A 21342-nucleotide genomic window follows, 5' to 3' on the forward strand; every position below is an offset into this window, starting at 1 on the left:
AGTTTCATGCCCTTCTGGCCTTCTCCCATGCGCCGCTTGCATTGTCTTTACGTTTGCGCAGGTAGTTGAATCCTCGTATGACGTTGACGTTCATAAAAAGGAAATAGTAGGGGATGAAAAGTATCTTGTTCTTTATATGCTTCGTTGAAAGGTAGTACCCCCAACTTCCCATGAGGTAGAAAAAAGCTTGTAACAGCCAGATGATGGCATACAGTAATGGCGTGCTTGTCGTAAAGATGAGAATTGTGTTGAGGGGAAGCAATAGAAACAATAGGATAGGAGTGAGCGACCAGCGCAGCACCCGGTGGGAAATATATTGGAAACAGAATGTGCCGTAACGGAACGGGTTGAGCAGCGGACGTAGCCGCCAGATAGACTGCAAGCCACCGGCAGCGATGCGCACCTTGCGCTTTTCTTCCTCGCGCATATCTGCCGAGCCGCTTTCTACGGCATAGGCATTGGCGCAATAGGCAATGGTGTGTCCCTGCATGACGATGTGCAGGGAGAGTGTGAAGTCGTCGAGCAACGTGTCTGTTTGCATTTCTTCGAACAGATTGCGGCGCACGGCAAACAACTCACCCGCTGCTCCTACTGCTGAATAGAGGCGTGCGTCGAGCGCTTTGAGGGTGGATTCGTATTTCCAGTACAACCCTTCTCCCCCAGAGGCAGCATTGTCCTTACTTTGCACAGCAATACGTTTTTCGCCTGCCACGCATCCCACTTTAGGGTCGGTGAAGGCGTGCACTATCTCCCGTAGGGCTTTTCGGTTGAGGTGCGTATTGGCATCGGTGAATACGACAAGGGGCGTTCCTACGAAATGTATACCGCGGTTCAGGGCGGCTGTCTTGCCTTGGCGTTGGGGTTGGTGGAGGACGGTGGCTTGCGGCCAGCGGGAGAGGCGTTCGTTGGTACGGTCGTTGCTGCCGTCGGTCACCCAAAGAATGCGTAGCTTGTCGGCAGGATAGTCCAGCTCCAGACAGTTGCGCATTTTTTCGTCCACTACATCTTCTTCATTATAGGCGGCGATAAACAGAGTCAATGGGGGCAATGCGTTGTCGGTGGGCATAGGCCAGAGGGTAGGTGTGTGGAAGCACTCTTTTATCTTGACCAGAATATATAATAATATACCATAGCCTATATAGGTATAGAACACTATGAATAAACTTATCCAGAAGAGTATCTCAAGAACTTTCATGCTTCTGTTTTGTTTGCTATCTTTTTGAGGAAAAAGAAATGTGATTGCCAAAAGTATGGATAATCTTTTACTGATGCAAGAAAAAGAAAAGAAAAATGAAATGTTTGTGTCTCAAGAGGTAAAGTTTGGTTTTCAGGGCATTTTGATGTTATAATCATTCTCCATAGGAGGGAGACGGGCAGATACGGCAAGGTAAGGCGTTACTCAAAACGCTTCTGTCATATTGAAGTAAAACAACATCTGGTTGTTTACCGTGTTTTTGCCTAAATCCAGGCGGACGTTCATGCGTGGCTGTACCTCAATGCGTAGACCTACACCATAGTTGGGCAGTACGCCCTCTATCTTGCCAGGAGTGGGGCCCATGAAGCCGCACCCGGTCCAGGCTACAAAACCTATGTGGTTGAGCATCCGCTTCAGCCAGGTGCTGCGGTCGGTATTGAGCATCTGCCGGTATTCTGCCATGACCACGTGCGAGGACTTGTCGCGATACTGCCCCATGTAGTAGCCGCGCAGGTCGAAAGGCGTTCCGGTGAGGGCGTATTGCGTCAGTGGGACGTCGCCGAACACGTTCTTGGTCTGTGCCGTCCACGCAAGCACCCTGCGCTTGCCCAGTGACTTGTATTGGCGGTAGTCTATCTCCAGGCGGTAGAAGGTCTGGTCGCTTCCGATGAATTTGGTGTACATCATGCCGCGGAAATCCAGATACATGCCGCGGTAGGCGTTGGCGGGAACGTCACGGCTGTCGTATGTCAGCAGGAAGCCGAGGCCGGAGTTGAAGTTGTTGTAGCCGTTGGCCGTACCGCCTGCCTCTTTGTACGAAGGTTCGTTCACCAAGAACTTGCCGGGCTCTGTCAGGTGGTCATAATTGATGTCTATTTGAGGTCCGGCAAAGATATTGCTGTTGCCCAGCCGGAAGAGGAACCAGGGGTTGATTTGCACGCCGCTGTATCGGTATTTGCTGGTACTGTCGCTTCGTACGTAATCTTTATTGGTATTATAGCCGATGCCGTAAAAGTTTTCTTCCGTATTTTTATAGCTAAACTTTCCGAAGATACGGAAACGGTCACCCTTGAAGAAGAGTTGAGGCTTGGAGAAAAGATTGATGCCACCGTTGAACATGAAGGCGATGGCCATGGGCACTACGGAGCGCAACTGCGTGGTGTCGCTGGGGTTTATGCGGAAGGTCATCAGGGCGCTTCCTCCCAGCACGGCACCGAAGTCGGGAGTGTAGCTGGGTCCACCCAGAATATTGTAATGCAGATTCCGGCGCGCTACCTTTTGCTTGCGTAGTTCTTTTTTTGTCAGTGCGGGAACGCTGTCGTTTGTGGCGGCCGCAGTCTGTTCCTGGGCATAAAGGGTGGTGGCGAACAGCACCAGTGCGATAATGCTTAGTATATATCTTTTCATGTCGTACGAAATGTGGGTGCAAAGGAAACTATTTTATTCCGAATAGTTTTCACTGTAATAGATAATAAATCTAAAGATGTCACTAAAATTATCAAAAAAGACATTACTTTTGTCTGCTTCACGAAGCAAGACATCAATAACTAAAAACACATAATCTGAATGAAGAAACAATTTTTATCTGTAATTGTTCTGAGTGCCGCACTGCTTTCTGTGCAGGCACAAGAAGGAAAAGGCGGCATCAGCCCCGAAATGCTTGGGCAAATCAAGCAAAGTTATCAAGGCACGGCTGCCGACAAGGCTCTCCGCAATGCCATAGGCAATAATGACATCCGTAAACTGGCACTCAACCAGGAGAATATGCAGGGCATGGATACCCACTTCTCCGTCAAGGTAGAGTCCAGAGGCATCACCGACCAGAAGTCGTCCGGCCGTTGCTGGTTGTTCACCGGGCTCAACGTGATGCGGGCCAAGACCCTTGCCGAATACGGTTTCCAGTCTTTTGAGTTCTCCGAAGTCTATCCTTTCTTCTGGGACCAGTTGGAGAAGGCAAACCTCTTCTTGCAAGGCATCATCGACACCTCCAAGAGTCCCCTGACTGATAAAACCGTAGAATGGCTCTTCCAGCATCCGCTGAGCGATGGGGGTACCTTTACCGGTGTGGCCGACATTGTTTCCAAATACGGCCTTGTTCCTAAAGATGCCATGCCTGAAACAAACAGCAGTGAAAATACCTCCCGCATGGCCAACCTCATCTCTCTGAAGCTGAAAGAGTATGGTCTGCAACTACGTGATATGGCTGCCGCCGGTGCCAAGCCCGCAGCTCTGGAGAAGGAGAAAACCACAATGCTCGGAACCATCTACCGCATGTTGGTGCTGAACCTTGGTGTACCTCCCACGGAGTTCGACTATGTCTGCCACGATGCTAAGGGTAATCCCGTGGAGACAGAGCATCACACTCCCATGTCTTTCCTTGAGAAGTATGGAGACAAACAACTGCTGACCAACTACGTAATGCTGATGAACGATCCCAGTCGTGAGTATTATAAGTGCTATGAAATAGACTACGACCGTCACCGTTACGACGGTAAAAACTGGACTTATGTCAACCTGCCCGTAGAGGATATTAAGGAGATGGCCATCGCCTCCTTGAAGGACAGCACCATGATGTACTTCTCTTGCGATGTGGGCAAGTTCCTGAACTCTGAACGCGGTCTGCTTGATGTGAAAAATTATGACTACGAGTCACTGATGGGTACTACCTTCGGAATGGATAAAAAACAACGCATTCAGACCTTCTCCAGCGGCTCGTCCCACGCCATGACCTTGATGGCTGTTGACTTGAACAAAGACGGAAAGCCCGTAAAATGGATGGTAGAGAATAGCTGGGGAGCTGCTTCCGGTTACCAGGGACATCTCATCATGACCGACGAGTGGTTCAATGAATACATGTTCCGCTTGGTGGTGGAGACAAAGTATGTTCCTGCCAAAGTGATGGAATTGTTCAAACAAAAACCTATCCGCCTGCCGGCATGGGACCCGATGTTTGCTGAAGAAAAGTGATGATAAGGATTAGAGGTTAAGGATTAGTGATTAGTGGGGCTGCGCTATGATTCCGCAGGGTATTAATCCCTAATCCTTAACCCCTAATCCTTGTTCTCGTGTTCGTTAACGAAAGGGATTACGGAAATTTCTCCGTAATTCCTTTCTTTTTTGCTCTTTATTCACGTTCTTTTTTGCTACTTTTGCGGCAAATTAATGAAACCATTATTTTAAATAAACGCATGGCAAATGTAATTAAGTTACGTAGAGGCCTTGACATTAACCTGAAAGGCGCTGCTGCCCAGGAACTTGTGTCTGTTAAGGAACCAGGATTTTATTCGCTGATTCCCGATGACTATACAGGCATCACTCCGAAAGTGGTGGTCAAAGAGCAGGAATATGTGATGGCCGGGGGACCCTTGTTTATCGACAAGAATCATCCTGAATTGAAATTTGTTTCGCCCGTCAGTGGCGTAGTGACAAGCGTGGAGCGTGGTGCGCGCCGTAAGGTGCTGAACATCGTTGTAGAGGCTGCCACTGAACAAGACTATGAGGAATTTGGCAAGATGGACCCGTCCAAGATGAGCGGCCAGCAGGTAAAAGAAGCTCTTTTGCAGGCAGGTATGTTCGCTTTCATCCGCCAACGTCCGTACGACGTTATCGCTGACCCGACGGTGACTCCGAAAGCTATTTTCATTTCGGCTTTCGACAGTAATCCGCTGGCCCCCGATTTTGAATTCGCTCTGAAAGGAGAAGAAGCAAACTTCCAGACGGGACTCGACGCTTTGTCAAAGATGGCAAAGACGTATCTGGGTATTAGTGTAAAACAAAAGGCTGCTGCCCTTGTGCAGGCAAAGAACGTTACCGTAACAGCTTTCGACGGACCGCATCCGGCAGGCAACGTGGGTGTACAGATTAACCACATCTCTCCGGTAGTGAAAGGTGAAACGGTCTGGACTATCAGTGCCGAAGCCGTACTTTTCATCGGACGTCTGATGAATACCGGTCATGTAGACTTGACCCGTACGGTAGCTGTAACGGGTTCCGAAGTGTTGAAACCCGCTTATTGCAAGCTGAAAGTCGGCGCTCTGCTGACGAACGTTTTCAAAGGTAACGTGACTACCGACAAGGACCTCCGCTACATCAGCGGTAACGTGCTGACCGGTAAGAAAATTTCTCCGAACGGCTTCCTCGGCTCTTTCGACAGCCAGCTGACCGTTATTCCCGAAGGAGATGAAATCCATGAAATGTTGGGTTGGATTATGCCGCGCTTTAATCAGTTCAGCGTCAACCGCTCTTACTTCAGCTGGCTGATGGGCAAGAAGGAATATGTGATAGATGCCCGTATCAAGGGTGGCGAACGTCACATGATTATGTCCAACGAATACGACCGCGTATTTCCAATGGACATCTTCCCCGAATATCTGGTGAAAGCAATCATTGCAGGTGATATTGACCGTATGGAGGCTCTGGGTATCTACGAAGTAGCTCCTGAAGATTTCGCTCTCTGCGAATTCGTATGTTCTTCCAAAGTGGAAGTGCAGCGCATCGTACGTGCAGGACTCGATATGCTTCGTGCCGAAATGGCATAATCGGGGCGTATGGCAAATCGTAAATTGTAAATCGTAAAATCGTAAATATATTAATGAAAGCGTTAAGAAATTATCTCGACAAGATAAAGCCGAACTTTGAAGAAGGCGGCAAATTCCACGCATTTCGTTCGGTGTTCGACGGCTTCGAAACATTCTTGTTCGTGCCTAATGCCACTTCGAAATCGGGAACGCATATTCACGACTCCATTGACAGCAAACGCATCATGTCGATGGTGGTTATTGCGTTAGTACCGGCACTGCTGTTCGGTATGTATAACGTAGGTTACCAGCATTTCCATGCTACCGGTGCCACCGGCGGCTTCTGGGAAATGTTCATCTACGGTTTCTTGGCTGTATTGCCAAAAATCATTGTATCTTATGTAGTAGGTCTCGGCATTGAGTTCGTAGTAGCTCAGTGGAAGAAGGAGGAGATTCAGGAAGGCTTCCTGGTTTCCGGTATCTTGATTCCGATGATTGTTCCGGTAGACTGCCCGTTGTGGATTCTAGCGGTGGCTACTGCATTCTCTGTAATTTTTGCTAAGGAAGTATTCGGTGGTACGGGTATGAACGTGTTCAACGTAGCTTTGATTACCCGTGCATTCTTGTTCTTTGCTTATCCTACGAAGATGTCGGGTGATGCCGTTTGGGTATCGGGCGACAGCATCTTTGGTCTGGGGCAGTCGGTAGACGGACTGACGGTAGCTACTCCGCTGGGTGCAGCCGCTACCTCGGGCGCCGTTCCGGAATTCTCTTGGGACATGGTGACCGGCCTTATTCCGGGTTCTATCGGTGAGACAAGCGTAATTGCCATCGCTCTGGGTGCCATTTTGCTGTTGTGGACGGGCATTGCAAGCTGGAAGACGATGTTTTCCGTATTCGTAGGTGGCGCCTTCATGGCATGGGTATTCAATACAATCGGTCCCGACACCCCGATGGCACAGATGCCTTGGTACGAACACCTCGTGCTGGGTGGTTTCTGCTTCGGTGCCGTGTTCATGGCTACCGACCCCGTTACATCGGCACGTACAGAGACCGGTAAGTATATCTTCGGATTCCTGATTGGTGTCATGGCTATCATTATCCGTGTGCTCAACCCTGGTTATCCCGAAGGTATGATGCTTGCCATTCTGCTGATGAATATCTTCGCTCCGCTGATTGACTATTGTGTGGTACAGGGCAACATCAGCCGTCGCGAGAAACGTGCAATCAAGTCTAACAATTAATAAATACCGGAAAAGAAATGAATACCAATAGTAATAGTTATACTATCATTTATGCTTCGGTAATGGTTGTTATCGTTGCATTCCTGCTGGCATTCGTAAGTTCTTCCTTGCGCGAGACGCAGAACAAGAACGTGGAACTTGACACGAAGAAGCAGATTCTTGCTGCACTCAACATCAAGGACGTAAAGGATGCCGAAGCTGAATATAATAAATATGTAAAGGGCGATATGCTGATGAACGTTGACGGTAAGCTGACTGAGAATACCGGTGCATTTGCTACCGCTTACGAGAAAGAAGCCAAAGAAAATAACCGTCTGCATGTATTCGTGGCAGAGGTTGACGGTGAGAAGAAATATGTATTTCCCGTTTACGGCGCCGGTCTTTGGGGTGCTATCTGGGGATATGTTGCACTGAATAGCGACAAGGATACCGTTTACGGTGTTTACTTCTCCCATGCCAGTGAGACTCCGGGTCTGGGTGCCGAAATTGCAACTCCCCAGTTTCAGGGTGAATTCACTGGAAAGAAAACATTGGAGAACGGCGAGGTGGCCCTCGGTGTTGTGAAGAACGGCAAGGTAGAGAAACCTGACTATCAGGTGGACGGCATTTCCGGTGGTACCATCACTTCTGTTGGTGTGGATGCTATGTTGAAGGCTTGTCTGAGCAGCTACAAGAACTTTTTAACTAATAATAATGAGGAGGAATAAGAATATGGGACAATTGTTTTCAAAGAAGAATAAAGAAATATTCTCTACTCCGCTGGGACTGAACAATCCTGTTACCGTGCAGGTATTGGGTATCTGTTCTGCTTTGGCTGTTACTGCCAAGCTGGAGCCCGCCATTGTGATGGGTCTTTCAGTGACGGTGATTACGGCATTCTCCAATGTAGTGATTTCACTGCTGCGTAAGACGATACCCAACCGTATCCGTATCATCGTTCAGCTGGTGGTTGTTGCCGCGTTGGTAACTATTGTAAGTGAGATTCTGAAAGCTTTTGCTTACGATGTAAGTGTGCAGCTTTCTGTATATGTAGGTCTGATTATTACCAACTGTATCCTGATGGGGCGCTTGGAAGCATTTGCCATGCAGAACGGTCCCTGGGAGTCTTTCCTTGACGGTGTGGGTAATGGTTTGGGATATGCCAAGATTCTGGTAATCGTAGCTTTCTTCCGCGAGCTTCTGGGTTCGGGAACGTTGCTCGGTTTCAACATCTTGAACTATGAACCTCTGCAGAAGTTGGGCTATGTGAACAACGGCTTGATGCTGATGCCGCCAATGGCATTGATTCTTTGCGCTTGCATCATCTGGTATCAGCGTGCACGTCACAAAGAATTGCAGGAAAAGCAGTAATAAATAAATGAAGAATGAAAAATGAAAGAATGAAAAATGGGCTGCTCTGCTGCAGTACAAGTTCTCATTGCTTTAATTCTTTAATTCTTTAATTCTTAATTTATCGAAGAGATATGGAACATTTAATAAGTTTATTCGTCCGCTCTATCTTTGTGGACAACATGATATTCGCGTTCTTCCTCGGTATGTGTTCTTACCTTGCCGTATCGAAGAATGTGAAGACTGCCGTAGGACTGGGTATCGCCGTAACTTTCGTGTTGGTGGTTACGCTTCCGGTCAACTATTTATTGCAGACAAAGGTGCTGGCTGCCAACGCAATCATTGAAGGCGTTGACCTCAGCTTCCTGAGCTTTATTCTTTTCATTGCTGTAATCGCAGCTATCGTTCAGTTGGTGGAAATGATTGTAGAGCGTTTCAGCCCTTCGCTGTATGCTTCACTCGGTATCTTCCTGCCGTTGATTGCTGTAAACTGTGCCATCATGGGTGCTTCTCTTTTCATGCAGCAGCGCATCACGCTGGGTGAGAGCGACCCGAAATTCATCGGTGGCATTGCTGATGCTGTCTCTTATGCGTTGGGCTCCGGTATCGGTTGGTTGCTGGCTATCGTAGGCTTGGCTGCCATCCGTGAAAAAATGGCCTATTCTGACGTTCCGGCTCCACTGAAAGGACTGGGCATCACGTTTATCACTGTAGGTCTGATGGCAATGGCATTTATGTGTTTCTCTGGTTTGAACATCTAAAAGAAAGGAATAAAACAATGGATATGAATATGATATTAGCAAGCATTGGAGTATTCCTCGTGGTTGTCATCCTGCTTGTTGTTATCCTGCTGGTTGCCAAGAATTTCTTGGTGCCTTCGGGTAATGTAAAACTGACTATCAATGGTGATAAGGAACTGGACGTAGCTTCCGGTTCTACATTGCTGAATACGCTGTCTGTAAACGGTGTGTTCCTTTCCTCCGCTTGCGGTGGTAAAGGTTCCTGCGGACAGTGCAAATGCCAGGTAATGGAAGGTGGGGGTGAAATCTTGCCTTCTGAGACTCCGCACTTCAGCCGTAAGCAAATACAAGATCACTGGCGTCTGGGTTGCCAGGTGAAGGTAAAAGGCGATATGGCTATCAAGGTTCCCGAAAGCGTACTGGGCGTAAAAGAGTGGGAGTGCGAGGTTATCTCCAACAAGAATGTGGCTACGTTCATCAAAGAGTTCATCGTTGCTTTGCCCAAAGGCGAGCACATGGATTTCGTTCCGGGTTCTTATGCGCAGATTAAGATTCCTAAATATTCGATGGATTATGATAAGGACATCGATAAGGAACTTATCGGTAAGGAATACTTGCCTGCATGGGAGAAATTCGGTCTGTTGGGCTTGAAGTGCCGCAATGACGAAGAAACCATCCGTGCTTACTCCATGGCCAACTATCCTGCCGAAGGCGACCGCATCATGCTGACGGTACGTATCGCTACGCCTCCGTTTAAGCCGAAAGACCAGGGACCGGGCTTCATGGATGTAATGCCGGGTATCGCTTCTTCTTATATCTTTACCCTGAAACCGGGTGATAAGGTGACCATGAGTGGTCCTTACGGAGACTTCCATCCGATATTCGACTCTAAGAAGGAGATGATGTGGATCGGCGGTGGTGCCGGTATGGCTCCGTTGCGTGCACAGATTATGCATATGACGAAGACACTGCACACTACAGATCGCGTGATGAATTACTTCTACGGTGCACGTGCATTGAATGAAGTGTTCTATCTGGAAGACTTCCTGCAGATTGAAAAGGATTTCCCCAACTTCAAGTTCCATCTTGCACTGGACCGTCCCGATCCGGCAGCCGATGCAGCGGGCGTGAAGTATACTCCGGGCTTCGTACACAATGTAATTTACGAGACTTACTTGAAAGACCACGAAGCTCCCGAAGACATCGAATACTACATGTGCGGTCCCGGCCCGATGTCGAAGGCTGTTGAGAAGATGCTCGACGACCTCGGCGTTCCGGCTCAGAACCTGATGTTCGATAACTTTGGCGGATAACCTTCCTTATCCGTCTTGAGATAAAAAACTCCGGCTTGGCCTTCAGGGTCTTGCCGGAGTTTTTTTGTTCGAGGTATTTTCCTCTCTAATGAAAGAAAGTGGAGTGGATTCTTCGCAGTTTTTTCTTTTATTCCTTGATATGAATCAGTGCATTTGCCAGAATGGCTGTTACTCCTCCGGTGGTAATTCCCGAGGAGAAGATATTTCTTAGTATTTCGGGAAGTTGGCATAATATTTCCGGAACCAGTTCTACGTTTAGTCCCAAAGAGAAACTGATAGCCATGACTAATGTTGCCTTACGGTTGATTTCCTGTGCGGCGATGATGCGTATGCCTGCCGCTGCCACTGTTCCGAACATAAGCAGGGTAGCGCCGCCCAATACCGGTTCCGGCATCAATGAAAATACCAGGCCTACGGCGGGGAAAAGCCCGAGTATTACCAGGAATCCTGCTATATAGTAACCTACATAACGGCTTGCCACTCCCGTCAGTTGTATCATCCCGTTGTTTTGGGCAAATACGGAGTTGGGAAAAGAGTTGAGCATACCTGCCAGCATGGAGTTGAAGCCGTCGGCAAGGATACCGCCCGAAGCGCGTTTTACGAATGTTTCTCCTTCCACCGGTTCGCCGGATATGAGCGAATTGGCTGTGATGTCACCGTATGCTTCGATAGCGGTAATCATGAAAATAAGTCCTAAGGCAATGATGGTTGAGATGCTGAAGTCCAATCCGTAACGGAACGGCATCGGGAGATTGAAACCGCCATAACTTTGTATGGATGTAAAATCTACTATCCCCATGAACCATGCCACGATATAGCCTATAACCAATCCGATGACAATGGAACTCATCCTCATATACCGGTTGGAACTACGGTTGAAGGCAATGATGAGTAGCAACACCAGGGCCGCCAGTCCCACATGGCGCAGACTGCCGAAACTGCCGTCCGCTTGCGCTGCCGCACCGCCTCCGCAAGCAGTAATTCCCACTTTTATCAGACTCATTCCAATGAGAGTGACAACGATTCCCGAAATGAGGGGCGTAATGATTCTCTTGGTATATTTCAAGATTCGGCTGATGAACATTTCCACGGTAGATGCTGCGATGCAAGAACCGAAGATAAGCGGAAGCCCGCCCATCGTTCCGGCAGCAATAATGGGTCCGATAAAGGAAAAACTGGTTCCTTGGATGCATAGCAGCCCCGTACCCAATCCTCCGAACCTGCGGCACTGGATGAACGTTGAAATGCCCGAAGCGAACAATGCCATGGATACCAGATAACCGGTGGTCTCGGCATCGAGTTTCAGTGCTCCGGCAATAATGAGGGGAGGTGTGATGATGGCAACGAATATGGCAAGCAGATGTTGCAGGGCGGCGAAGAATGCTTCCTTGAAAGGTGGCTTGTCATTCAGTCCGTATATCAGTCCGTTTTTTAACTTTTCTCCTTCTTGATTGTCCTCCATGTGTGCAGCGGTTTATCTGATTTTAATCTCACAATTGTCCAGACTCTCGATGATGGCAAGTGATTCCACATGGATGCCTTGTTCGCGCAATTCGTCGCCACCATGCTGGAAAGCCTTCTCGATGATGAATCCCATACCGGCCAGTTCGGCACCTGCCTGCTTCACAAGGTCAATCATGCCTTTGGCTGCATTGCCATTGGCCAGAAAGTCGTCAATGAACAGTACCTTGTCACCCGGACAAAGGAAGTCCTTGCTGACACAGACCTCGTACGAACGGTTCTTGGTGAAGGAAAATACGGTGGTGGTCAGCATGTTTTCCATGGTACTCGGTTTCTTCTTCTTGGCAAATACTACGGGCAGTTCCAGCAGATAACCTACCATGATGGCAGGGGCAATTCCGCTCGCCTCTACTGTAATGACCTTGTTGATGGAGGTGGAAGCGAACCGTCTGACAAATTCCACGCCGATGGATTTCATCAGGATGGGGTCCATTTGGTGATTAATGAAGTTGTCTACTTTCAGAATGCCTCCGGGGAAGCATTTTCCGTCTTTGAGAATGCGGTCTTTCAGAGTTTTCATGTTGGATGATGTTTTATTGAATGTTATCGTTTTCCTCTTCTGTTTCTTCTTGAATGGTATCTTTGGGCAGCAATCTTGGAGAAATGCGTTTCTTGGGAGTGAGGCTCATGCCTTTCAGCATTTCGGCCTGGCGCACTACGCTGCCGTTACCGTCCGAGAGCTGGTTGAAGGCTTTGTCGTAATCCCTTTGCAGGCTGGCCAGTCGGTCGCCGATACCGAGGAAGGTGTCGGTAAAGCCTGCAATCTTTTCATATAAGATGGTGCCGCGCTTGATGATGGCCTGCACATTCTTTACCTGGTTCTCCTTCTTCCAAAGGTCGAGCGAGAGGCGCAGGGCGCTAATCAGGTTGGTGGGGCTCATCAGTACCACCTTTTTGTTGTAGGCATATTCCCAGAGGTGGGTATCGCTTTGGATGGCGAGGAGGTAGGCACCTTCGGTGGGGATGAACATCATGACGAAATCCGGCGATTGGGCGTCATAATGCGAGTAGTCTTTATGGCTGAGCTCGTCGATGTGGGCGCGGACGGATTGCAGGTGTGCTTTCAGGAAGTGTGCCTGCTCCTCCTTGTTTTCGGCAGAGGTGTAGGCAGCATAGGCAGTCAGCGACACTTTGGAGTCGATAATCATTTCCCGTTCGTCGGGGTATTTCACGATGATGTCGGGCTGCATCTTCTGCCCGCTTTCCTCGTTGATGATGGCTTCGCCCCGTTCGTCTTTTAGAAACTCCTGGCGGAAGTAGTGTTCGCCTTCAATCAGTCCGGAGGCTTGCAACAGACGTTCCAGAATCATTTCGCCCCAGTTGCCTTGCATCTTGGAGTCTCCTTTCAAGGCACGAGTCAGGTTGTTGGCATCTTCGCTGAGGCGGTTGTTCAGCTCCACCAGTTCCTTGATGCGTTCACCCAGCGAGAAACGTTCTTTGGCTTCGGTGCTGTATACTTGTTCCACCTTTTGGCGGAAGTCCTTCAGGTTATCGCCCAGCGGACGGAGCAGATTGCCCAGGTGTTCGGCATTCAGCCTGGTAAAGTCTTCGGCTTTGCTCTGGAAGATACGGTTGGAGAGATTCTCGAACTCGGTGTTCATGCGCTTGTGCAACGCTTCGGCTTCTTCCTTCTGCAGCTTCAATAATTCTATTTCCTTCTTTGTCCCGCTGATTTCCGCCCTCAGTGCGGCTGACTTGCGGTCTGCCGCCAGATAGCCGACTACGGTTCCAATGATTATCCCTATAATCAGTAATAATATTTCCATAGATGTTTTGAAGTGTCCGCCTTATTGTGTCAATATTTCGTTTCCGTCTTCAGTAATCAGGATTTGGCTTTCCCATTGGGCAGAAGGCAGTCCGTCGTCTGTGCAGACGGTCCATCCGTCGGCTTCGTCGATAAAGACTTCGTAGCTTCCCATGTTAATCATCGGCTCGATGGTGAACGTCATGCCCGGCACTATCAGCATGCCCGTACCACGTTTGCCGAAGTGTTCCACATCCGGTTCTTCGTGGAACTTGACGCCGCAGCCATGTCCGCAGAGGTCGCGTACCACGCTGTATCCGTTCTTTTCCGCATGCTCCTGGATGGCGGCGCCTACGTCACCGAGGCGTGCCCAGGGCTGTGCGGTCTGTATGCCTATGTCACGGCATTCTTTGGTGACCTGTACCAGTCTCTGCATGTCGGGGCTGACTTCGCCAATCATGAACATGCGTGATGCGTCGGCAAAGTAACCTTTGTAAATGGTGGATACATCGACATTTACAATGTCACCGCTTTTCAGGAATTCCCTGGTGCTGGGAATGCCGTGGCACACTACATCGTTGATGCTGGTACACACACTTTTGGGGAAGCCTTCGTACATGAAGGGGGCGGGGATGGCGTCGTGGTCTGTGGTGAAGCAATACACCATATGGTCAATTTCAGCTGTGGACATGCCTTCGCGAATGTTCTCGGAGAGATAATCCAGCAGGGCCGTGTTGATTTTGGCGCTTGCGCGGATACCGGCCAACTGCTCCTCGGTGCGGAGTGCGCTTCGCATCGGCAGTTTATATCCTTCTTTCTTATAATGTTGAATTTTGGCTTCTACTTCGTCGGAATAGTTTTTAGGAGTAAACCGGACTCCTTTCATGAACTTTTTCATTGTCTTTTCTTTTTTATGAGACTGCAAAAATACACAATAATGCAGGTGCTTGTACTATCAAGAGCCGAAAAAACATTCGTTTTCTTTATCCCGATACCAGCTTAGAGGGTATTCACCACTTCTATTTCGCTTCTTGAACTGTCTATCCTCCGTACTTGTATCTGGGTCTTTATGCGCTCTTTCAGTCCTTCCACATGACTGATGATGCCTACCTTCTTGCCGCCCATCTGGTGCAGTTTTTCCAATGTGTCCATAACGGTGTTCAGGTAGTCGCTGCTCAGTGTGCCGAAACCTTCGTCGATGAACAGTGTGTCTACCGAGAGGCTCTGGCGGCTGAGGGAAGAAAGTCCGAGGGCAAGTGACAGAGATACTAGGAAGCTTTCGCCGCCCGATAAGGTGCATGCCGGACGTGCCGCACCTCCTTGATGGAAGTCGCGCAGCAGGATGGTGAGCGAACCGGCCTGGCATTCCAGTTCGTAGCGGTCGGTCAAGCGTTGCAGATAGAAATTGGCGCCTGCCAGCAGTTCTTTTAAGACGAAGCTCTGGGCTATGTTGCGGAAGTTCTTTCCCCGTTCGTCACCGAAGTGGTGGCAGAGGCGGTCCCACTTCAGATACTCTTCGCGTAGCCGGTCGGCACGTTCCTTTTCTTCCTTTATCCGGTCGATGTTACGGGTGTTTTCTTCCAGGCGTAACTTCTGCTGGCCGATGGATTGGTTGCCGACGGTTATCTTTTCTTCGAGATTCGCGATGAGTGCATCCAGGGTTTCGAGGTTCTCGTTTTCTTCTATTTCGGGCTTCCGGCCGATGTGCTCTTCCACTTGTCCGGTGGCCAGATGAAAGGCGGTCGATGCAGCTACTTCTTCCTCTTTAAGTGTCTGCAATGAGGCACGCAATGCTTCTATCCGGGAGCCGGACCAAGCGGATAGGACGGTGATACGCTCCTCGTCGAGAGTGGGGTTGGCGGCATAGAACCCGGTTAAATCCTTTTGCAGCCTTGCCATTTGTTCTGCGGTGGAGGATATGCTTTGTTTCAGTCCGCTTGCTTGTGTATTCAGATTATTCCAGGCAATCCCCAGGTCCTTGATTTCCATTTCCTGTGTTGCTGCAGGTGCGTTGCGCCAGTCGGGGAATGCGGCATCGATGCTTTCCTTGTTGATGTTTATCCCTTCCAGCTCTTTGTGGATAAGGGCAATGGCGGATTTCAGTTCTCTTTGTTTTTCCTGCGCCAGCCGGTAGTTGCGCGTAGCTTGCGTTAGGCGGTCAATAAAGGAGAGGGGGGAGTTCTCCCATTCCGTGTTCCATCCTTCCCAGAGGATGTGGGGAGTGACGCGGTCCATGGTGGCACGTATGTTCTCCTTTTCGTTGGCGGTGAGCGACTCGTAATTGACGATGTTGTTTTTCAGCTCATTCAGCACTCTGTCGGCAGAGTTGAAGGCTTGGCGTGCAGCGTCCACATGTTTTTGGCATTCGTCCTTTTGCCGTTGCAGAGTTATGATTTGTGCGCTGAGCTTTTGAACTTCAGTGAGCTTTTCGTTCAGTTTGTCTGCTTCCAGCTTGTTCTCTTCCAGTAGCTTCTTCAGGGTTTCGTCGGTGGTTGTGGAGAGGCCGATGCCGTTGCATTGGGCGCATTTGGCTTGTGCGTCAGTACGGGCAAGGTTGTAGCTCCGGAGCGCTCTTGCTGTGGACTGACGGGCATTCTCTGCCAGCGTTCCGTAGGTCTTGGATTCTGTCCGATTGTTGTTCAATGCCTGCTCGGCTTCCTTGTATTCTTTCTCTTTTGTTTTCAGGGAGGTGCGTATGGGAGCAAGGACAGACTGGAAATCTTCATCTTTGCAAAGCGATTTTATTTCTTGTCCGCACACGGGGCAAGTATCCCCGACGACAAGCCGGGAGCGTGTTTCCTTTGCCCACTCTTCTACGGCTTCCTTTTGCTTGTCGTAGAGGGTGCGGATGTCATCATAACTTGTTTTCCTGCTGTCGAATGCCGTTTGCAGGAGGACGTATTGCTTTTGGCACGCCTCCACTTTGGCGTTCAAAGCCTTTTCGTTTTCCTTCGCCTCGTTCAGTGTCCTTTCCGTTTCAGCCAGTAAAGACAAGGCGCTCAAGGCTTGTAGCAGGTTCTCCCGTCCGGCATCGAGTTTGTTTTTCTTGTCTTGCAGGGCAGGGCGGTCCATGGTTTCAAGCTGCTTGTTCCGGAGGTTTATTTCGTTTTGCAATGTATGGTTCTCTTGTTCTTTCCGGGTGAGGGCAGCTTCCTTGTCGGTACGCTCCTTGACTTTTACGGGTTGTTGCGCGGCCAGTCTTTCAAGGTGCGCGTTGTAGGTGCCGATGCGTGTTTGGGCATCGAGTGCGGATTTTAGGCCGGTAATGATGGATTGGCTTTGCTCGAACATGGGCAGTAAGGGCGAATGCTCTTGCAAGTACTTCTCGGCACGATGCAGCTTGTCTTCTTGCTCTTTCAGGAAACCGCATAGCCACTTGCTTCCTCCGTCCAGCCGGGCAAAGGATGCTCTCAGTATCCCGGCTTGTGCATGGTTCTGTTGTTGCTGCTGTTGCTGCTGTTTCAAGGTAGAGAGCCAGTTGCGGGCGTCGGCGGTGGCATTCCATTCTTTAATCAGGAGTTCTTTCTGTTTGAATTCGTCCGATTGCAGTTGCGCTTGCTTCCCTTCCCATATCTTCTTTTGCTGTTCACGGGTGAGGAGGAGTTCGGAGTATTTCTTCAGCCAGTCCCGTTTTGCGAGGGCGGCGGTTTTCTGCTCATTGGCTTCCTTGACTCCGGCATTTTGCGTGGCTATGGCTTCCTTGATTGTGGCGACTTCTTCTTCTGCCAGGATGTGGATGCCTTCCAGCTTCCGGTTCTGGTTTTCGTATTCCGTCCGTCTTTCCTTGGTGGCGGCATATATTTCGGCACCTATTTCGGAGTAGATACTTGTACCGGTCAGCTTTTCCAGAATATCCGATTTTTCGCTTTCCTTGCTTTGCAGGAACTTGGTGAAGTCGCCTTGTGCCAGCATGGTGGTGCGGCAGAATTGTTCGAAGGTCAACCCCACTGCAGCTTGTATTTCCGTCTTTATCTCATTCTTTTTGTTGAGCTGTATGCCGCTTTTATTGTTTTCCAGTGTCCAGCGCACATCCTGCACGGCTCCTGAAATCTTGCGGTGTGCCCGCGCCACGTACCATCGGGCGGTGTAGGGTATTTCGTTTGAGCCGGTAAACTCCAGCTCCGTCCATGCTTCACTGGTGTTACGGCGCATCAGTTGCCGGCTGTCGTTGATGGCAACATCTTCCTTTTTGGCAGAGAAAGTCTGGCTCAGGTCTTTGTATTTTTCGTTCTCGGCATGGTCCATGCGGGGCGTTTCGTTGTAGAGTGCCAGGCAGATGGCGTCGAGAATGGTTGTCTTCCCTGCACCCGTTTCGCCGCAGATAAGGAAAAGGGATTCCTCGCTTAGCGGTCCGTTCTCAAAGTCGATGACGGCATCTTCTATGGAGGCAAGGTTCTTTATGGTGAGTTTCTGAAGTTTCATGTTCCGGACAAATGATTAGGAGTTGTTCTTGCTTTTCACTTTTTGCATGACAGTCTCCATCAGCTGGCAAAGTTCTGGGTCCATCTCTTTTCCTTCGGTTTCGCGGTAGTAGAGTCTGGCTATTTCCAGGGGAGACATTTCCTGCATCTCTTGGATGGAGATAGGCTTGCTCTCGTCAGTGTCGGCCTGCCGCTCTCGGGTAGTCTTGATGTAGCAATATTTGCATGCCTTGCCTTTGGCGGCGTTCGAGGCTTTTTCGTTGCAGTCGGGGGGCAGGTAGCCTTTTGTCAGCACATTCAGACGGAGGTATGCAGGTTTCTCTTCCGGATATTCTTCCAGCAGTTTCAAGGCGTCTTCGAAAGGCGTCGGGTCATGTGGAAGTGTGACGAGCGGAATCGGATTTTCAATTTCCCTTGTACTGATTTGTGGTTCTGCCCCTTTCTCCAACTCGATGATGGAGACGGAGTGAGGGTAGGTTTCGTCGAAGCTGACGGAGAGGGGAGTGCCGCAATAGCGTGCGTGGTGATGACTGCCTTTGATGTCCTGAGGGCAATGGATGTGTCCGAGTGCCAGGTAGTCGTACCCTTCTCCCATAGCGCTGAGGGGAACATACTCTATTCCTCCGATACTCTCATCGTGCCCGCTACGGTCGCTGCCTTCAATGGAGAGATGGGCCATGAGGACGACGGGAAGCTGTGCCGTATTCCGTTTCTTCACTTCGTCCAGCAGTGCCTGGAAGAAGCGTGCCTGTCGTTGGTCGCGCGGTGTTTCAGTGTCCAGCAGGGGGAAGTTTTGCGGATAGACGTGGGGCACGGCAATGACGTAGCCTATTGTCTTTTTTTCATTGTTTATCTCGATGATGTGCTTGTCCAGATTCACTTCCTCGGCTGTACGTTCGATGTTTCCCACAACGTTCAAGCCGAAGTGCTGCCAGAGGCTGCTGTCTATCTCCAATTTGGAGCTGCTGTCGTGGTTTCCGGCGGTGACTACGATGGCCATTCCGGGGCAGGCTTGATGGATGTTCAGCATGGCGTCGGTGTACATCTTCTGCGTGGTGGCAGCGGGAGAGGAGTAGTGGTAGATATCTCCGCTTACCACCATGGCGTCGGGCTGCTCTTCGGTTACTATGCGGGTGAGTTGCCGTAGGAAGGATTGCTGCTCGGCGGTGCGGTCGTAGTTGTAGAGGGTGTGTCCCAGGTGCCAGTCGCTGGTATGTAGTATTTTCATTGTTTTTGTTACTTCAATGGATGTGGGTTATGGTTTCCTTAGAATATAAATCTTGTGTGTTCCTCGTCCTTTGTAGTCGATGCCCGATTCGGGATTGGCTATCCATTCGCGCAACTCGCGGGAGGCGGCGGACTTCAATAAGCCGGTCAGTTGGCAATAGTCGGCTTGGGTCATGAAGCTGTTCTTCTCCAGGTATTTTTTTGCCCGTTCCAGCCGTTCCTGCGGAGAAAACATTTGTGAGGAGCGTTGGAATTTGTCGGTGGAACGTTTCAGGTGGCAATGGCGAGCGGTACGGTACAGCAGTTCCTTGTCTGCCTTGAAGTGAATGTCCTTCAGGCAGATGCTGACGGCGTTTCGCTTGGTGTCTCCTTCTTCGCCCGTCTCCCGTTCACGGTCTTGCCGCAGACCGAGGGCAGGGGTGAATACTCCTAAGTTGTCAATCTTCACGGAGTAACCTTGCCCCATTTGGTAGGCTATTTCGTCGGTGATGGCTTGTACCAGTCCGATGATGTCTCCTCGTGTGAAGGATGAGGCGTATGCTATCTTTTCGGTGATGGTTTCCAAGTTCACCTGCCCGTATAGTTTCATTCGTGGGTAGAGGATGCGTTTGCCGTCTTCTCCCGGCAGGTTCAGTTCCTGCATGTTGTATTCTGCCATGATGGTAGCGTTGTTATGAGGTTCGTTTGTTTGTTGGGGCTTACAGAGTTTGTCCCAAGGTTGCGGATGTGTATGCCAAGGTTGGGGATTTCTATCCCAAGGCTTGGGATAGACAAACCAAGGGCGAAGGTAATTCTTTATCTCTATACTTGCAAACTTTACTATTAGTAGTTAGGAAGTTTTTTATTGGTAGTCGGGAAGTTTTTTGTTATAGGTTTGAGAGAGGAATTGAAAAAAACGTTATCTTTGTTACATAAGAGAAGTGCATGAATGATGAACAAAACTAAAATTAAGCGATATATGAAACATTATCCGGACTTATTATTGTTGTTTGCCTTATTGTCCGTTACCACAATGATTAAAGCACAAATATCGATAAGACCTTATAGCGAATGGGAAGCAACCCAGTTTGTTGCAGTGAACGGACATCAGCCCGAAGACTATGTAACGCCAGATAATAATTGGGAAATACTATACAATTTACGGACTCCACGTACTCAAGCCGAACTTCGTGAAATGGGTATTAAATGCTCTGATAGCCAATTATTGTTATTGGAAGTAGGTGGACTTGTCAGTAAAACAAAAGGAAAATGGAAAGCTACTATACCCATTCTCGACAAAGAACAGACCAATTCTCTAAGAAGCTTAAGTAAGGAGATTGCTGAATCCATGTATGTCAAAACAAAGGCAGACTTTATATCATTGGCACAAACTATCAGTGAAATGGGATTCAAGAACAATGTACTCTCACTTGTTTTTTCATACCTTCTGGATGGAAAAATGTGGACAAAGTTAGTCTTGTTTGAGGATGTTGACAATTATACAAGCTGGAGTGGCTGTTACTGGGTATTATACGAATCAAGAAATGGCTTTGCATGCGGTACGAATGGTTTCGGAGAACAGAATTTGATTTTGACTTACATCAATAGCGGCATTGCTCCTGACAACGACATTATGGACCATTGTGCTGATGAAATAGTACAATTCGGAAAAGTAACAGATGCCAAACTCGTTTCTCAGTTAAAACCTTATGGGCTGGTAGATGATAATGGAGATGTATTATTTCCTATTATAAAGAAACGGCAAGACCGCTTTCATCAAATAACTGAAAAATTGGTAAACTCTATCAGTGCGGAACTAAAGAATAATTGTGGCTCCTTAGCAAGCCAATATGGTATTGACAATGAAAAAGTGGCAATGGTGATGCTGTACCATGAAATCATGTGGGATTTGGTAGATAATCTGATTCAAGATAGGATAATCTTCACTCCAGCTATTTTCAAAGATGAAGAATCGAATAAAGAACGATTGAATGAAGTCGTTTTCTTCATAGAAGGAGGATTAATGCAATAATAATTCGATAGAGAAAAGGACATTTGACTTTGAAGAGTTTTCTGTAAATGTATTTCAAGTGCATAGAAAATAGCCAATTA

17 protein-coding genes are annotated in these 21342 nt (G+C 48.9%); 8 read left to right on the forward strand and 9 right to left on the reverse strand.

All coding sequences use genetic code 11. The features are described 5' to 3' along the window. Nucleotides 1–4: 4 nt before the first annotated feature. Together ITJ87_RS11300 and ITJ87_RS11305 are read right to left on the reverse strand one after the other, a co-directional pair. Nucleotides 5–1195 carry a glycosyltransferase family 2 protein gene (locus tag ITJ87_RS11300; RefSeq protein ID WP_117600546.1) on the reverse strand — a complete coding sequence of 397 codons (1191 nt, stop codon included), beginning with the start codon at nucleotides 1193–1195 and terminating at the stop codon, nucleotides 5–7. Between the two features lie 204 nt (nucleotides 1196–1399). Further along, on the reverse strand, nucleotides 1400–2602 hold the full coding sequence (locus ITJ87_RS11305; protein WP_098032475.1) for a BamA/TamA family outer membrane protein: 1203 nt from the start codon (nucleotides 2600–2602) through the stop codon (nucleotides 1400–1402). 159 nt (nucleotides 2603–2761) lie between these two features. Here ITJ87_RS11305 and ITJ87_RS11310 point away from each other — a divergent pair, with 159 nt between their 5' ends. The 7 genes from ITJ87_RS11310 to nqrF all read left to right on the forward strand — a co-directional run bounded on the left by ITJ87_RS11310 (nucleotide 2762) and on the right by nqrF (nucleotide 10338). Continuing rightward, complete coding sequence (locus ITJ87_RS11310; protein ID WP_117964444.1) at nucleotides 2762–4162, forward strand: C1 family peptidase; 1401 nt, start codon at nucleotides 2762–2764, stop codon at nucleotides 4160–4162. A 221-nt stretch (nucleotides 4163–4383) separates the two neighbouring features. Beyond that, the gene (locus ITJ87_RS11315) at nucleotides 4384–5733 is read left to right on the forward strand and encodes a Na(+)-translocating NADH-quinone reductase subunit A (protein WP_117600543.1); all 1350 of its coding nucleotides are present in this window, start codon (nucleotides 4384–4386) and stop codon (nucleotides 5731–5733) included. Nucleotides 5734–5786: 53 nt separating this feature from the next. Then, nucleotides 5787–6956, forward strand: a complete 1170-nt coding sequence (locus tag ITJ87_RS11320) for an NADH:ubiquinone reductase (Na(+)-transporting) subunit B (RefSeq protein WP_117600542.1) — start codon at nucleotides 5787–5789, stop codon at nucleotides 6954–6956. A 17-nt stretch (nucleotides 6957–6973) separates the two neighbouring features. After that, complete coding sequence (locus ITJ87_RS11325) at nucleotides 6974–7663, forward strand: Na(+)-translocating NADH-quinone reductase subunit C (protein WP_117964443.1); 690 nt, start codon at nucleotides 6974–6976, stop codon at nucleotides 7661–7663. Between the two features lie 4 nt (nucleotides 7664–7667). Further along, complete coding sequence (locus tag ITJ87_RS11330; RefSeq protein WP_117600540.1) at nucleotides 7668–8306, forward strand: NADH:ubiquinone reductase (Na(+)-transporting) subunit D; 639 nt, start codon at nucleotides 7668–7670, stop codon at nucleotides 8304–8306. Nucleotides 8307–8419: 113 nt separating this feature from the next. Then, on the forward strand, nucleotides 8420–9046 hold the full coding sequence (gene nqrE / locus ITJ87_RS11335; protein WP_005828321.1) for an NADH:ubiquinone reductase (Na(+)-transporting) subunit E: 627 nt from the start codon (nucleotides 8420–8422) through the stop codon (nucleotides 9044–9046). A 17-nt stretch (nucleotides 9047–9063) separates the two neighbouring features. After that, nucleotides 9064–10338, forward strand: coding sequence for an NADH:ubiquinone reductase (Na(+)-transporting) subunit F (nqrF, locus tag ITJ87_RS11340; protein ID WP_117600539.1), 1275 nt, complete (start codon nucleotides 9064–9066; stop codon nucleotides 10336–10338). Nucleotides 10339–10465: 127 nt separating this feature from the next. Here nqrF and ITJ87_RS11345 read toward each other — a convergent pair whose 3' ends face one another. The 7 genes from ITJ87_RS11345 to ITJ87_RS11375 all read right to left on the reverse strand — a co-directional run bounded on the left by ITJ87_RS11345 (nucleotide 10466) and on the right by ITJ87_RS11375 (nucleotide 19909). Beyond that, complete coding sequence (locus tag ITJ87_RS11345; RefSeq protein ID WP_117964442.1) at nucleotides 10466–11800, reverse strand: nucleobase:cation symporter-2 family protein; 1335 nt, start codon at nucleotides 11798–11800, stop codon at nucleotides 10466–10468. A gap of 12 nt (nucleotides 11801–11812) precedes the next feature. After that, nucleotides 11813–12379 (reverse strand): xanthine phosphoribosyltransferase, encoded by a 567-nt coding sequence (gene xpt / locus ITJ87_RS11350; RefSeq protein WP_117600538.1) that lies wholly within the window; start codon nucleotides 12377–12379, stop codon nucleotides 11813–11815. Nucleotides 12380–12392: 13 nt separating this feature from the next. Further along, entirely contained in the window at nucleotides 12393–13625 is a 1233-nt protein-coding gene (locus tag ITJ87_RS11355; protein ID WP_117964441.1) for a DNA recombination protein RmuC, read from the reverse strand. Nucleotides 13626–13646: 21 nt separating this feature from the next. Then, nucleotides 13647–14501 carry a type I methionyl aminopeptidase gene (gene map / locus ITJ87_RS11360; RefSeq protein WP_005828329.1) on the reverse strand — a complete coding sequence of 285 codons (855 nt, stop codon included), beginning with the start codon at nucleotides 14499–14501 and terminating at the stop codon, nucleotides 13647–13649. A 101-nt stretch (nucleotides 14502–14602) separates the two neighbouring features. Continuing rightward, nucleotides 14603–18025, reverse strand: a complete 3423-nt coding sequence (locus tag ITJ87_RS11365) for an AAA family ATPase (RefSeq protein WP_117974666.1) — start codon at nucleotides 18023–18025, stop codon at nucleotides 14603–14605. 15 nt (nucleotides 18026–18040) lie between these two features. After that, nucleotides 18041–19252, reverse strand: a complete 1212-nt coding sequence (locus ITJ87_RS11370) for an exonuclease SbcCD subunit D C-terminal domain-containing protein (RefSeq protein ID WP_117964439.1) — start codon at nucleotides 19250–19252, stop codon at nucleotides 18041–18043. 27 nt (nucleotides 19253–19279) lie between these two features. Continuing rightward, nucleotides 19280–19909 carry an HU family DNA-binding protein gene (locus ITJ87_RS11375; protein ID WP_117964438.1) on the reverse strand — a complete coding sequence of 210 codons (630 nt, stop codon included), beginning with the start codon at nucleotides 19907–19909 and terminating at the stop codon, nucleotides 19280–19282. A gap of 270 nt (nucleotides 19910–20179) precedes the next feature. Here ITJ87_RS11375 and ITJ87_RS11380 point away from each other — a divergent pair, with 270 nt between their 5' ends. Continuing rightward, the gene (locus ITJ87_RS11380) at nucleotides 20180–21262 is read left to right on the forward strand and encodes a hypothetical protein (RefSeq protein ID WP_117964437.1); all 1083 of its coding nucleotides are present in this window, start codon (nucleotides 20180–20182) and stop codon (nucleotides 21260–21262) included. The last annotated feature ends 80 nt before the right edge of the window (nucleotides 21263–21342 follow it).

It is taken from the genome of Bacteroides sp. HF-162 (genome assembly GCF_015679285.1).
Taxonomy (GTDB): Bacteria; Bacteroidota; Bacteroidia; order Bacteroidales; family Bacteroidaceae; genus Bacteroides; species Bacteroides uniformis.

Excerpts from the sequence above, each read along its gene's own strand:
- nqrE (WP_005828321.1), top strand. The coding sequence starts at position 8,420 with ATGGAACATTTAATAAGTTTATTCGTCCGCTCTATCTTTGTGGACAAC.
- ITJ87_RS11300 (WP_117600546.1), bottom strand. The coding sequence starts at position 1,195 with ATGAAAGTTCTTGAGATACTCTTCTGGATAAGTTTATTCATAGTGTTC.
- nqrF (WP_117600539.1), top strand. The coding sequence starts at position 9,064 with ATGGATATGAATATGATATTAGCAAGCATTGGAGTATTCCTCGTGGTT.
- ITJ87_RS11370 (WP_117964439.1), bottom strand. The coding sequence starts at position 19,252 with ATGAAAATACTACATACCAGCGACTGGCACCTGGGACACACCCTCTAC.
- ITJ87_RS11355 (WP_117964441.1), bottom strand. The coding sequence starts at position 13,625 with ATGGAAATATTATTACTGATTATAGGGATAATCATTGGAACCGTAGTC.
- ITJ87_RS11375 (WP_117964438.1), bottom strand. The coding sequence starts at position 19,909 with ATGGCAGAATACAACATGCAGGAACTGAACCTGCCGGGAGAAGACGGC.
- ITJ87_RS11320 (WP_117600542.1), top strand. The coding sequence starts at position 5,787 with ATGAAAGCGTTAAGAAATTATCTCGACAAGATAAAGCCGAACTTTGAA.
- ITJ87_RS11365 (WP_117974666.1), bottom strand. The coding sequence starts at position 18,025 with ATGAAACTTCAGAAACTCACCATAAAGAACCTTGCCTCCATAGAAGAT.
- ITJ87_RS11315 (WP_117600543.1), top strand. The coding sequence starts at position 4,384 with ATGGCAAATGTAATTAAGTTACGTAGAGGCCTTGACATTAACCTGAAA.
- map (WP_005828329.1), bottom strand. The coding sequence starts at position 14,501 with ATGAAAAAGTTCATGAAAGGAGTCCGGTTTACTCCTAAAAACTATTCC.
- ITJ87_RS11330 (WP_117600540.1), top strand. The coding sequence starts at position 7,668 with ATGGGACAATTGTTTTCAAAGAAGAATAAAGAAATATTCTCTACTCCG.
- ITJ87_RS11380 (WP_117964437.1), top strand. The coding sequence starts at position 20,180 with ATGATGAACAAAACTAAAATTAAGCGATATATGAAACATTATCCGGAC.
- ITJ87_RS11310 (WP_117964444.1), top strand. The coding sequence starts at position 2,762 with ATGAAGAAACAATTTTTATCTGTAATTGTTCTGAGTGCCGCACTGCTT.
- ITJ87_RS11325 (WP_117964443.1), top strand. The coding sequence starts at position 6,974 with ATGAATACCAATAGTAATAGTTATACTATCATTTATGCTTCGGTAATG.
- ITJ87_RS11305 (WP_098032475.1), bottom strand. The coding sequence starts at position 2,602 with ATGAAAAGATATATACTAAGCATTATCGCACTGGTGCTGTTCGCCACC.
- xpt (WP_117600538.1), bottom strand. The coding sequence starts at position 12,379 with ATGAAAACTCTGAAAGACCGCATTCTCAAAGACGGAAAATGCTTCCCC.
- ITJ87_RS11345 (WP_117964442.1), bottom strand. The coding sequence starts at position 11,800 with ATGGAGGACAATCAAGAAGGAGAAAAGTTAAAAAACGGACTGATATAC.